The 13,326-nt window shown below is 41.0% G+C and carries 13 protein-coding genes; 4 read left to right on the top strand and 9 right to left on the bottom strand.

Translation table 11 applies throughout. The features are described from left to right. Positions 1–55 precede the first annotated feature (55 nt). Positions 56–697, top strand: coding sequence for a DUF1054 domain-containing protein (locus MKY77_RS09950; protein WP_339145670.1), 642 nt, complete (start codon positions 56–58; stop codon positions 695–697). A gap of 66 nt (positions 698–763) precedes the next feature. Here the strand turns inward: MKY77_RS09950 and MKY77_RS09945 are convergent, their stop codons facing one another. Further along, entirely contained in the window at positions 764–1,039 is a 276-nt protein-coding gene (locus MKY77_RS09945) for a UPF0223 family protein (RefSeq protein ID WP_339145669.1), read from the bottom strand. Between the two features lie 204 nt (positions 1,040–1,243). After that, positions 1,244–2,203, bottom strand: a complete 960-nt coding sequence (locus tag MKY77_RS09940) for a nitronate monooxygenase family protein (RefSeq protein WP_339145668.1) — start codon at positions 2,201–2,203, stop codon at positions 1,244–1,246. 399 nt (positions 2,204–2,602) lie between these two features. On the opposite strand from MKY77_RS09940, the gene MKY77_RS09935 reads away from it, so the two are divergent. Continuing rightward, positions 2,603–4,084, top strand: a complete 1,482-nt coding sequence (locus MKY77_RS09935; protein WP_339145667.1) for an aminotransferase class I/II-fold pyridoxal phosphate-dependent enzyme — start codon at positions 2,603–2,605, stop codon at positions 4,082–4,084. Positions 4,085–4,152: 68 nt separating this feature from the next. Here MKY77_RS09935 and MKY77_RS09930 read toward each other — a convergent pair whose 3' ends face one another. Then, positions 4,153–4,278: a GapA-binding peptide SR1P gene (locus MKY77_RS09930; protein ID WP_082380950.1), complete on the bottom strand. Its 126-nt coding sequence runs from the start codon at positions 4,276–4,278 to the stop codon at positions 4,153–4,155. A 252-nt stretch (positions 4,279–4,530) separates the two neighbouring features. Next, a complete protein-coding gene (locus tag MKY77_RS09925; RefSeq protein WP_237661901.1) occupies positions 4,531–4,830 on the bottom strand; it encodes a DUF3055 domain-containing protein in 300 nt (99 codons plus the stop codon). Positions 4,831–4,984: 154 nt separating this feature from the next. Between MKY77_RS09925 and MKY77_RS09920 the strand changes: the two genes are divergently transcribed. Continuing rightward, the gene (locus MKY77_RS09920; RefSeq protein WP_339145666.1) at positions 4,985–5,410 is read left to right on the top strand and encodes a DUF1885 family protein; all 426 of its coding nucleotides are present in this window, start codon (positions 4,985–4,987) and stop codon (positions 5,408–5,410) included. A 43-nt stretch (positions 5,411–5,453) separates the two neighbouring features. Here MKY77_RS09920 and MKY77_RS09915 read toward each other — a convergent pair whose 3' ends face one another. Further along, positions 5,454–6,386, bottom strand: a complete 933-nt coding sequence (locus MKY77_RS09915; protein ID WP_339145665.1) for a polysaccharide deacetylase family protein — start codon at positions 6,384–6,386, stop codon at positions 5,454–5,456. A gap of 604 nt (positions 6,387–6,990) precedes the next feature. Between MKY77_RS09915 and MKY77_RS09910 the strand changes: the two genes are divergently transcribed. Further along, the gene (locus MKY77_RS09910; protein WP_339145664.1) at positions 6,991–7,383 is read left to right on the top strand and encodes a hypothetical protein; all 393 of its coding nucleotides are present in this window, start codon (positions 6,991–6,993) and stop codon (positions 7,381–7,383) included. 348 nt (positions 7,384–7,731) lie between these two features. Here MKY77_RS09910 and lpdA read toward each other — a convergent pair whose 3' ends face one another. The 4 genes from lpdA to pdhA form a co-directional block, all read right to left on the bottom strand. After that, on the bottom strand, positions 7,732–9,144 hold the full coding sequence (gene lpdA / locus MKY77_RS09905) for a dihydrolipoyl dehydrogenase (protein ID WP_339145663.1): 1,413 nt from the start codon (positions 9,142–9,144) through the stop codon (positions 7,732–7,734). Positions 9,145–9,147: 3 nt separating this feature from the next. Continuing rightward, positions 9,148–10,524: a dihydrolipoamide acetyltransferase family protein gene (locus MKY77_RS09900; RefSeq protein ID WP_339145662.1), complete on the bottom strand. Its 1,377-nt coding sequence runs from the start codon at positions 10,522–10,524 to the stop codon at positions 9,148–9,150. Between the two features lie 131 nt (positions 10,525–10,655). Next, a complete protein-coding gene (locus MKY77_RS09895; RefSeq protein ID WP_237661895.1) occupies positions 10,656–11,633 on the bottom strand; it encodes an alpha-ketoacid dehydrogenase subunit beta in 978 nt (325 codons plus the stop codon). Between the two features lie 3 nt (positions 11,634–11,636). Beyond that, positions 11,637–12,752 carry a pyruvate dehydrogenase (acetyl-transferring) E1 component subunit alpha gene (gene pdhA / locus MKY77_RS09890; protein ID WP_237661894.1) on the bottom strand — a complete coding sequence of 372 codons (1,116 nt, stop codon included), beginning with the start codon at positions 12,750–12,752 and terminating at the stop codon, positions 11,637–11,639. Positions 12,753–13,326 lie beyond the last annotated feature (574 nt).

Below are 13,326 nucleotides of genomic sequence, written 5' to 3'. Positions count from 1 at the left end.
ATGATAAAATTAGAAGAATCATTAAAACCACACATACGAGAAACGGAGCGATTTCATGGCTAATGAGAAATTCACCGGCTTTAAGAAAAAAGACTTTCAAGTTTTCACGATAGATGGACTAGAAGAAAGAATGGAAGGATTGAAAAATCAAATCCAGCCAAAGTTCGAACAGCTCGGTCAGCATTTTGCTCCCTCTTTGACAGCAATGACAGGGGAAGAGATACATTACCATGTTGCCAAGCACGCAAGAAGAACCAAGAACCCACCAAAGGATTCCTGGGTGGCATTCGGGAGCAACCCTAGAGGATATAAGATGATCCCACATTTCCAAATCGGTTTATGGGAAACGCATGTATTTGTATGGTTTGCGGTAATTTATGAAGCACCAATGAAGGAAGCTTTCGGGGAAACATTGTTAAAGGATGTTAAAGCAATCCGGAAAGAGATTCCAACCGATTATGTTTGGTCCAAAGACCATACCAAACCTGGGGTGATTCGCCAAAGCGACCTGACAGAGGAAGTCCACCGGGAGCTCTTTGAACGCTTGATCAATGTGAAAAAGGCAGAAATACTATGTGGCATTCAAATTCCGAAAGAGGAAGCAATCAAGCTCTCGGGAGATGAAACTATCGCTAGGATCGAAGAAGCGTTTCAAACGCTGAGAAGACTATATGATCTTTCTAAACAAGCCGTATAAGAAGACGAATGCGCATCAAAAAACCCATTGTCATGTTGACTCTGGGTTTTTTGATGCGCATTAAGCTTACTTCGACATCATCACCCGTTCGCCAGGTTGCATGTCTTTTGCTTTTTTGATCGTTCGATATACAGAGAATCCACTTAATTCTTCGTATTCGTTTGCCAAATTTCGTTCTTCCGCTTTGCCTGGGACTATTTCTTTGAAGCGCCGATAAGCTGCTAATAGCCTTTCACGTTCCACGCCTTTGTTGTAGGTGAGCTCCACTGCCTCATACAACGCGATCACATCGACTATTTCATCTGTGGACCATTCATAAGATATAGGGTAAGAGAAGTCCATTTGTTCACCTCTTTAATATGTAGATTGGAAAAGTAAGGTTGTTGTTTTAACTAGTAAAAGTCGGCAATTGGACTTTTTTCTGATTACAGACTCCAAAACAAGTAGTATTTTCAGTACAGCATAGAAAAGAGCCACAGTAAGTGATATAAGGGTTGATTTAAAAATTACGATAACAGCCAAAGTAAAGTATATCACTTTCTCCGTCTAGTTTGTCCACTTGCTTCTTATTTTTTCCCCATCACTTATCATTCTTGAAAAGAGCTCATCAACCGTGGGAACATCATTTATTAATCCCATCACCTGCCCTGCCCATGCATATCCTGCATCTGTTTTTCCGTCGTAAATAAACCGCTTATTGGCGGTGCCAGCAATAAAGTCCTTTAGTTCTTCGTATCCCCTAGCTTCCTGTTCCAACTTCAATATCTTTTCGGTCCAGGAATTATGAATGGCCCTTGCAGGAGACCCTAAACTTCTTTTAATAACAACTGTATCATTCTCCGTTCCATTAACAAGCAATTCTTTATAAATAGGATGAGCTTGGAAACATTCCTTTGTTGCAATAAACCTCGTTCCCATTTCTATCCCTTCCGCTCCCAGGGCTAAAGCTGCCATCAATCCACGGCCATCCCCTATCCCACCTGAAGCGATTACGGGTATGCTTAAGGCATCCACAACTTTTGGCACGAGGACCATGGTTCCCAAGTCATTTTTGCCTAGATGCCCCCCTCCTTCTTGCCCAACGACCATTACTGCATCAGCACCGAGTTGTTCCGCCTTTTCCGCTTGCCTTCGAGCTGCTACTAACACCAACTTCTTGCAACTTGTCCCTTCAAGCTTTTTGAAAATGGGAGCCGGGTTACCTCCTGTCATGGAGATGACTGGAACATTCTCCTCCAAAGCGACATCGAGCATATGCTCAAATGGTCTTCCATGTTGACCGATGGCATAGTTCACACCAAAGGGGTTTTCTGTCATCGTCCTGACTTTCCTGATCTCCTCTCTTAACCGTTCAGGAGTATCCAGGCTCATTGCCGTAATCTGCCCGAGGCCTCCTGCATTGGAGACTGCCGCCGCAAGATCTGCAAAAGCAAGATATGCTAACCCTCCTTGAATAATCGGGTATTTAATATTTAGAAGTTCTGTTACTTTTGTATTCCAATTCATCTATATCCTTCCCCTTTCTTCTTCTCTTTAAATGTTTCTTTCTTCGTTGACAAACTCCTGTTTTTTTCAACAAAATATCTAAAAGAAAAATCTATGCAATCATGAAGATAAATGCTATAATTTCATTTGTTTTATGGGAAGGCTATTTCCGTAAACTTTGTTGCCTTTGCGTATATAAAACAGACCGATATATTCTTAACTGTCGCGCTCTTTTCACTGCAATATTAAATACTACATGCACACTTTAGAGTATGTATACGACAAAAAGTCCAATTGCCGACTTTTTGTTAGTGAATAGCTACAATTTTTGAGAAAGAGCCTATGTGAATGTTTGTACTGCGTTTCTACATGCGTTAAGATAAACGAAACCAAGTTTAATTAAAGAGGTGCATAAGTAAGTTGACATATTCTCAAATTGATACACCATTGTTTACCGGACTACTGAATCATGCTAAAAAAAATCCAATACAATTCCATATTCCTGGTCATAAAAAAGGGGCTGGAATCGATCCAGAATTTCGAGAATTCATCGGCGAGAATGCCCTTTCCATCGATTTAATTAATATTGGGCCACTAGATGACCTCCATCAACCTAAAGGGATGATTAAAGAAGCACAGGACCTCGCTGCCAAAGCCTTCGGTGCGGATCACACTTTCTTTTCCGTTCAGGGTACCAGTGGAGCAATCATGACCATGGTGATGGCTGTTTGCGGGCCTGGGGAAAAAATCATCGTGCCTAGGAATGTGCACAAATCCGTCATGTCGGCCATCGTTTTTTCCGGTGCCGTGCCTATTTTCATTCACCCCGAGGTGGATAAAGAACTTGGGATCTCACATGGCATTACCACAGATTCTGTAGAGAAAGCTTTGAAACAGCACCCTGACGCAAAGGGTGTACTTGTGATTAATCCCACTTATTTCGGAATTTCAGCCGATTTGAGTCAGATTGTAGAAATAGCTCATTCCTTTAATGTACCGGTACTTGTCGATGAAGCACATGGAGTGCATATCCATTTCCACGAGGAACTTCCTTTGTCTGCCATGCAAGCTGGTGCAGATATGGCTGCAACAAGTGTGCATAAACTTGGCGGCTCCATGACCCAGAGTTCCATCTTGAACGTCCGCGAAGGTCTTGTGAATGTGAACCGAATTCAAGGAATTCTGAGTATGTTGACAACCACATCCACATCCTACCTTCTTCTTGCCTCATTGGATGTGGCACGTAAGCGTCTAGCTACGGAAGGACATATGCTCATCGAAAAAACGATTCAATTGGCCAACAAAACGAGAAATGCAATAAATGAAATCGAGTATCTTCATTGCATAGGTCCTGAAATCCTTGGAAGAAAAGCGACCTTCGATTATGATCCGACCAAGTTGATCATTTCAGTTAAAAAGCTCAACCTGACCGGATATGATGTGGAGAAATGGCTTCGACAAAAGTATAACATTGAAGTGGAATTATCTGACCTTTACAATATTCTCTGCATCATCACACCTGGTGACTCAGAGGTGGAAACCGGAACCCTATTACAAGCATTAAAAGAGCTTTCAGAGGAGTTCAAACACAAGGCGGGGGATTCGGAGAATGAAGTTAAAGTACTACTTCCTGATATTCCTGTCCTTGCCATCGCACCACGTGAAGCATTTTATTCTGAAACGGAAATCGTTCCCTTCGAAGAATCTGCAGGTCGTATCATCGCTGAATTTATTATGGTCTATCCTCCAGGCATCCCAATTTTCACTCCTGGTGAGATCATTACGGAAGACAACCTGGCTTATATCACCAAAACTTTGGAAGTTGGGCTTCCCGTTCAAGGACCGGAAGATTATGAATTGAAAACCTTGAGAGTAATTAAAGAACATAAAGCCATTCAATAAAAGAAAAGAGCAGGTCCCTCTGGCCGGGAACCTGCTCTTTTCCTTTTATCTTCTATCAATCTATGATTCTAGGCTAAATCTTCACTTTTTTCAGAGCACTGGCAATCTGCACATTTTGCATAGTAAGTCGTAACTTTTTCATCCTCAAAGTGATCTACCGCGCTGTTACAAGTTTGACAAATGATTGTACCCATACCCTTCAACCTCTTTCCATAAAGAAATTTTTAATGCAAAGTCGCCATAAAATGAAAGCGCTTTATGTTGTTAAATACATCATAAACCTTTAAATGTGTTATGTCAATAACTAAATTGTATAACACATTTATTTTTATAGTGATATAAATGATAAGCACATCCAAAAAAGTTCCTTACGCTTACCTAATTAATGACAGGTAAAAGGTCACCGTCCAATAACTAGACGATGACCTCTAACATACAATTAGTTTCTATTCATATTGTTCTTGAAATGGACTGGAAGGGATGGCTTCTGTAAAGAATTCCGCAAGATCTTCTGCCTGTTCTTGAGAATCAATTCGGAATACATGTTGAAGGTGGTTTAAGTCAGTAATGTCTTTAGGGTCGAGGAGTGTGGAACGGCCGGTTTGCATACAGATGACGAGAGGCTTACCAAAAAACATATTCGTGTAAACAATACCAAAATCATATCTAACATCTTTAGTCGTAAAACCAACAAATCGAACAGGGACATTCTCATTGTTATCATAAAGCTTGTCAAATAAGTTCATAAGGTACCTCCTTTTTATTTTTTGGTTATTCAGAATATTATTATAACTTATAGCAAAGCTGATTTGCAAGAATTTTCACTTAGTGATTGTAAGTTGTTTTACCCTAATGCTAGAATAGTATTAGATGAAATTGTCATATTTAGGAGTGAATCTAATGGCCAGTAGCGCTTACATCAACCTTGTCTCCAAATCAAAAGAGAAAACGCTTACCACTGAAGATGTAATGAATTTATTACACTACTATAAAGAAATAACTGCCAAAACAGGTAAACAGTTAGGATGGGAATACAGTGAGGCAGCCTTCCCATATGAAATCAAAGAAAAACCAGAAGGAAAAGGACAATGGTTTTACCTAAAAGGGACGGAAGACCGCTATAAAATGATACTGATCGGAGTTGGAACCCAACCTGAAAACACAGAAGGAACAGACCCACTTCCATACATACAAGTCACCCTGCACGACCAGAGTACCCATGGGGACAAAGCAAAAGCAAACGAGATCTGTAAATTCCTTGCCAAGAAACTTGAAGCAGAGTTAAAGCTTTTTACCGGGAGCATCATGTATTATTATAAGCGCTAACTACAAACGAAAGCCCACTATCAGGAGATAGCGGGCTTTTCTGTTACTCTGACTCAATTTCTTGCTCTTCTGTACCGATAAGAGCCGGGTCCATGATGTCAAAGTTCTTTGCCTGTAAACCCTTTACAATATCGGCCAATGCATCTTTCGTCCATTCTCTATCATGCATAAGAAGGTTGCTGCCACTACTTAGAAATTCTGTATTAACCATAATATCTGCAAGTGCCTCAGCATCCATGTATTCGGTCTCCCAATCATACCCATAAGTCCAATTCATAAGGATCATTCCTTCTTGTTTGACGAGCTCTTTGGCATAATCAGTATTCGTACCAAATGGGGCACGGAAGAAACGAGGACGTTCCCCTGTGATTTCCTCCACCCTGTCATTTAAAGGAACAATTTCTTCATACTGTTCTTCCTCCGTTAACTGTCTTAAAGACTTATGCGTCATTGTGTGGTTTCCAATCGGAAATCCCATGTCATAGATTTGCTTTAGGGTGTTCCGTTCTTGTTCCGTTTCCAAGAAATGACCGTTCACAAAGAATATGGCTTTTACGTTTAGTTCCTTAAGAATAGTAGCCATTTCCAATGCATATCTATCGGGAGCATCATCTATTGTCAATAATACAACATCAGGGTTTGCATCATTGATCGGTTCTAATGTCCAATTACTCTCATTCACTATGTATTGGGGTTCTTGAGGCTCTTTGGTTTGATCTTCGTTAGTGGTATCTTGGTGTTCTTCCGCTTCCCCACTATCCTCAGATTTATCTGCACCAGGTTCCTGTTCTTCAGCTGAATCTTCCTGTACTGTAGCAGGTACCTCTTCTTCATCATCTACTTTATCTTCAGTAGATTCATTTTCTTCTGTTTGACTATCTACTGCATCAGATCCTTGCTCTTCATTTACTTGTCCAGTTTGCCCGCAAGCTACAAGGAGGAGCAATAACAATGCAGATAGTACCCATTTTTTCATATTCTTTCCTCCATATGTAAGGTTCACCTTTAATCATACTAGCAATCAGTATATGAAGGCAATGTTTTTCATTATATTTAAGTTAAGCATCAGTGGCGATGCTTTCGTAATAGGATATTCTGCCCTGCAACTAACTAAAGACCAGATAGTAAAATAGACTCTGGAAACTAAAGTAGAAAATAAAACTAATCGCTGTAGTCAATGCAGCTTGCTTTTTTTTATGAATAATTGACATGGCTAGTGTATAACAAAGATAGATAAAAATACCCAAGAGGATTACTTTGGCCTGCATCTTGTCCCTGGCAGAAAACCATTCAATCAGACTATATGTCCCCCAAAAGATATTCTGTATTAAAAACACCACATAATTTTTCATAAAAGCAGCTCCTTACTGCATATTTCTATTTATGTATCCGTTTTATCGCAAAAGAAAACCTTTGTAATAAATATGCCGGGAAGGAGCATTCTATTTTTCAATTTTGTAACATTTCGATGACAAGCACAGTTAACATTATTTTTAGTGGTAGAATAGCACCAAATAGTAAAACAGATTTTAATAAATAACTTCCCAAGTATATATGTTTAACAGAAAGTGAGGATTGCCATGATTAGAGGCTCTGTCATTTTTTTCACTTTGTCTTTTTTCATTTTGTCTTCTTGCCAAGAAAATCAATCGATTACTCACGTTCAATTTCCGGAAGATGCCCACACACTTGTATTCTTTTCAGACGAATCTAACTTACAAGATGAACATACATATTATGACGCTATCATTGATTTGAGAAATTCATTTCCAAATGAAGTGGCTAACTTGAAAGTGGTTCACTCTGAGAATGAGAAAATTTTATATAAGCAGTTTAATGTCAAATCGACCCCGTCTTTAATTGTTGTCCATCATAATGAAGTAGTTACACAGGTGGAAGGGTCCAAACAAAAAGAAGACATTGTCGTATCCATTGAACAAGCTCTTAACGATGCAGGTGATTCCACTTATTAAGGTGTGGGTTGCCTGCATTTTTGTTATTCCACCAATGAATCCGTGCAAACCACCCGGTCCTTATAAAGATGAATAATTACTTATTAAAGATGATAACTACTATATCCCCGCTGCTCCTTTCCACAGCTAGAATCTTAGGTAATCTAGGTTAACTGTTATTTCAATCCCTTTACGTTTAAAGGTTTTTCATTCTTCTTTTGGTGAATGGGAAATTCCTTGTTGATTGGAGTGGAAGGCGCGCAGACGCCCGCAGGCAAGCGAAGCGCTTGTGGAATGGAAATCCAGAGAATTTTATACTTTTCAATAAAAAAAGCCTCCGAAATGTTCGGAGGCTTTTTAGTCGATCCTTTATTTTACAATGTGAATTGGGCTTCCCATTGCCACTTCTGCAGCTTCCATTGTGATTTCTCCCAATGTTGGATGCGCGTGGATAGTCATTGCGATATCTTCCGCTGTCATGCCAGCTTCAATTGCAAGACCAAGTTCAGCGATCATGTCAGATGCGCTTGAACCTGCAATTTGAGCACCGATGATTAATCCATCTTCTTTACGAGTTACAAGCTTCAAGAATCCGTCTGTTGCGTTCAAAGCCAATGCACGGCCGTTCGCAGCAAATGGGAACTTGGCAGCTGTTACTTCGATTCCTTCTTCTTTTGCTTGAGTCTCTGTGTACCCTACAGATGCAAGTTCTGGCTCGGAGAATACTACTGCAGGAATTCCTAAATAGTCGATCTCAGCAGGCTCACCAGCAATCGCTTCTGCAGCAATCTTACCTTCGTAAGATGCTTTATGTGCAAGAGGAGGTCCATCAACGATGTCACCAATAGCATAGATATTAGAAACGCTGGTGCGGCACTGCTTGTCGATTTTGACAACGCCACGGTCTGTCATTTCTACACCAACTTGCTCAAGGCCTAGCTCATCTGTGTTCGGACGACGACCTACAGTAACCAATACGTAATCAGCGTCGATTGTTTGCTCTTCGCCTTTTACTTCGATTGTTACTTTTACGCCATCTTCTGTCTCTTCTACACCTTTAGCCATTGCTTTTGTGAAAATTTCCACGTTTCCTTTTTTCTTCAGGTTACGCTTTACAAGTGAGCTCATTTGCTTTTCGAATCCAGCCAAGATCTCATCTGCAGCTTCCACAATGACAACTTCCGTACCAAAGTTGGCATAAGCTGTACCAAGCTCAGTACCGATGTAACCTCCACCGATTACAACCAATTTTTTAGGAATATCTTTAAGCGCCAACGCACCTGTAGAATCAAGTACACGCTTGGAATACTTGAAAGTCGGGATTTCGATTGGACGAGAGCCTGTTGCAATGATACAGTTATTGAACTTGTATGTTTGTGCAGAATTATCGTCCATGATACGAACAGTGTTACCGTCTACGAAGTATGCTTCCCCTGAAACGATGTCAACTTTGTTCCCCTTAAGTAGACCTTCTACTCCGCCAGTCAATTTTTTTACTACTCCAGCTTTCCATTCTTGAACTTTAGAGAAATCAACAGTTACGTTCTCAGCAGTGATCCCCATATCATCAGAATGTTTAGCTGTTTCAAAGCGGTGACCTGCAGAAATTAACGCTTTGGAAGGGATACATCCAACATTAAGACATACTCCTCCAAGAGTGTTTTTTTCTACGATTGTTACTTTTTGTCCCAGTTGAGCCGCGCGGATTGCAGCAACATATCCGCCAGGGCCCGAACCGATGACAAGCGTATCTACATCAATTGCGAAATCTCCTACTACCATTTATTAACCCTCCATTAACAATAATTGTGGATCGTTCAATAGGCGCTTGATATGGTTAAGCGCATTTTGAGCAGTAGCGCCATCAATCATACGATGGTCAAAGCTTAGTGATAATGCAAGAACTGGAGCCACTACAATTTCTCCGTCTTTCACTACAGGTTTTTCTGCGATACGGCCAATACCTAGAATCGCAACCTCTGGATGGTTAATAACCGGTGTGAACCATTGTCCACCAGCAGAACCGATGTTTGTGATTGTGCAAGATGCACCTTTCATTTCATCAGACGCCAATTTACCGTCACGTGCTTTTCCAGCAAGCTCGTTGATCTCGTTGGAAATGGAGAAGATAGACTTTCTGTCTGCATCTTTCACAACAGGAACCAATAAGCCCTTCTCTGTGTCAGCAGCGATTCCGATGTTGTAATAGTGCTTGTGAACAATCTCATCTGTTGCATCATCAAGAGATGTATTAAGTACAGGGTACTCACGTAAAGCAGATGTAAGTGCTTTAACTACGTATGGTAAGAATGTTAACTTAATACCTTTGTCTGCTGCAACTGATTTGAATTTCTTACGGTGAGCAACAAGTTCTGTCACATCGATCTCATCCATCAATGTTACGTGAGGTGCAGTGTGCTTGGAGTTAACCATCGCTTTTGCGATCGCACGACGCATACCACTCATTTTCTCACGAGTCTCTGGGTATTGACCAGCAGGAATTGCTTGTTTCTCTTGTTTTGCTTCCGCTTTTGTTTCTTCTTTAGCTGCAGGAGCCGCTTCAGTAGTAGTTTCTTCTGCTTTAGCGCCGCCTCCGCTTAAGAATGCGTCAATATCGCTCTTTAAAACACGTCCGTTGTCGCCGGAACCAGCTACTTGACGGATTTCAACGCCTTTTTCACGAGCATATTTACGTACAGATGGCATTGCAATTACACGTTTGTTAGGATCTACTTCTACTTGCTCTTGAGCGCCTGCGCCTGTTTCGGCTTTTGGCTCTTCTTTTGGAACTTCTTCTTTTTTCACATCTTGACCAGCTTCAGCAGTTGCTTGAACTTGTCCTTCTGTTTTTTCATCAGCTTTCGTTTCCGATTTTTCATCATCGCTGCCGTGGTCGTCACCTTTGAACTTAAGGTCTTCATAACCTGGAGCGTCAAGCGTGATGATAGTTTGTCCTACAGTAGCAACTGTACCTTCATCCACTTTCAATTCCGTAACTTTCCCTTTTACAGGAGATGGAATCTCTACGACTGCTTTATCGTTTTGTACTTCACAAAGTACATCATCTTCTTCGATTTCGTCACCTGGTTTTACGAACCACTTTACGATTTCACCTTCATGGATACCTTCACCGATATCTGGCAGTTTAAATTCGAATGACACAGTTTTCAACCTCCTATGATAGATAGCTTGTTTTCCTATTTACCGATAAATTGGAGAGCCCACTCTTTGCAAGGCTAAGAATGGACTTCTCGTGATTTAAATCGGACCTTGCCGATTTTGTATATATTTAATTAGAAGTTAAGAACTTTTTTAGCTGTTTCCAATACATCTTTGTGATTTGGCAACCATACGCTCTCTGCTTGAGAGAATGGGAATACCGTATCAGGAGCAGCTACACGCAATACTGGAGCTTCTAGGCTAAGGATCGCACGGTCGTTAATTTCCGCTACGATGCTTGCACCGATACCAGCTTGTTTTTGTGCTTCTTGAACCACAATCGCACGGCCTGTCTTTTCAACAGATGCAATAATTGTGTCGATGTCCAATGGGCTGATTGTACGTATGTCGATCACTTCAGCAGAAACGCCGTCCTTTTCAAGCTGGTCAGCAGCTTTTAAGCACTCATGAACCATTGCTCCATAAGTGATCATTGTGATGTCGGAACCTTCACGTTTAACGTCTGCTTTACCGATTTCGATTGTGTACTCTTCTTCCGGTACCTCTTGACGGAAAGAACGATATAATTTCATGTGCTCCAAGAAGACAACTGGGTCGTTATCACGGATTGCAGAAATTAAAAGACCTTTCGCATCATATGGAGTTGCAGGAATAACTACTTTAAGACCTGGTTGTTGTGCCATAAGTCCTTCTAAGCTGTCTGCATGAAGTTCAGGTGTGTGAACCCCTCCACCGAATGGGGAGCGGATAGTAACTGGTGCAGTCCAGCGTCCACCTGTACGGTAACGCATACGAGCCAGCTGTCCACTAACAGAATCCATTACTTCGTATACGAAACCGAAAAATTGAATTTCCATTACCGGACGGAAGCCAGTTACGCCAAAGCCGACAGCAAGTCCACCGATTCCTGATTCTGCAAGTGGCGTGTCAAACACGCGGTCTTCTCCGAATTCAGCTTGAAGGCCTTCAGTTGCACGGAAAACCCCACCGTTTTGACCAACGTCTTCACCGAAAAGCAAGACGTTTTCGTCATTTTTCAATTCTGTGCGTAACGCATCAGTGATTGCTTGAATCATAGTCATTTGCGCCATGGCTTACTTCGACTCCTTCTCTTTGTAGATTTCATTTTGCTCTTTTAGGTTATGAGGAAGCTCTTCGTACATGAAAGAGATTAAGTCTGTGACTTTCTGTTTTGGTTGGTCATCCGCTTTCTTAATAGCAACCTTGATATCTTCTTTCGCTTCTTCGATTACTTTGTTCTCTTCGTCCTCGCTCCAGATCCCTTTGTTTTCAAGGAATTTACGGAAGCGTACCAATGGATCCTTCTTTTCCCACTCATCATCTAGTTCAGAAGTACGGTAACGAGTTGGGTCATCCCCAGCCATTGTATGTGGACCGTAACGGTACGTTAAAGTTTCGATTAATGTCGGACCTTCTCCATTAACTGCGCGCTCACGTGCATCACGAGTTGCCGCGTAGACAGCAAGTGCATCCATTCCGTCCACTTGAATACCAGGAATACCTGCCGCTACAGCTTTCTGTGCAATAGTACCCGCTGCAGATTGCTTTTCAACAGGTGTGGAAATAGCAAAACGGTTGTTTTGCACAACAAAGATTGCTGGTGCTTGATAAGCTCCTGCGAAGTTCAAACCTTCATAGAAGTCACCCTGGGATGCTCCACCGTCTCCTGTGTATGTAATCGCAACAGTCTTTTTCCCTTTTTTCTTCAGTCCAAGCGCAACACCTGCAGTTTGGATGATTTGTGCACCGATGATGATTTGAGGAGGTAACAGGTTAACACCCTCTGGCATCTGGTTTCCGTGGAAGTGTCCACGTGAGAATAAGAATGCTTGATATAAAGGAAGACCATGCCAAATCATTTGTGGCACATCACGGTATCCCGGTAAAATGAAATCATCGCTTTCCAATGCAAATTGAGAAGCCAATTGAGATGCTTCCTGACCCGCAGTTGGAGCGTAGAATCCTAAGCGTCCTTGTCTGTTCAAGCTGATAGAACGTTGATCAAGTACGCGAGTATATACCATACGACGCATTAATTCTTTTAATTGGTCATCACTTAGCTCAGGCATTGCAGCTTCATTTACTACTTCGCCTTCTTCATTCAAGATTTGGAACGTTTGGAATTGTTCTTCCACTTTCGCTTTCTGCTGCTTTGGATCAAATTTAGCATTTTTAGTTTTTGCAGCCATCTACGTCACCTCTTCCTTTCTATTAAGAGAACTATTTAATACATCATTACATACAAAAATAGGTTACCCAAAAACATGTTTTAAAAGACATTTTTCTGTTTGTGATGCAAAAACGTATCTTTCCTCTTCAGCAACTTGCCAGTAATTTTACTAGCAAGCAAAAAATATCCTGTATTAATGTTTCCAAGAAAAATATTAATACAACTTTTAACCAAGGTCAAGTTTACAACAATCTCAACAATCCCGTCAATCTCTTTGCTTACATCCAGTTTTCATTCCCCAATAAATGTAATATTCGATTATAGATAGCGCATCTGTACTAATACAATCAGAACAACTGTATTATATTCCAACCCCCTCTAGAAACACCATATTATCTTTTAATAATAAATTGATACTATATATTCCTTTCCCACTATCGTTTAAGCTTAACCATTGATAGGGAAATGACTATTCTGCCATATAAATATCAGTACATTTTGCCCTTGTTGTTATAAAACAATTTTAGGCAATATGCATTACGTACAATAGAAAAACCCACAGAAGCATTGACGCCCCCATGGGTTACTCTGGT

The sequence above is a fragment of the Sutcliffiella sp. FSL R7-0096 genome, from assembly GCF_038595065.1.
In the GTDB taxonomy this organism is placed as follows: domain Bacteria; phylum Bacillota; class Bacilli; order Bacillales; family Bacillaceae_I; genus Sutcliffiella_A.
The sequence above is the reverse complement of the archived record's forward strand: the minus strand, read 5'-3'. Positions and strand labels throughout refer to the sequence as shown.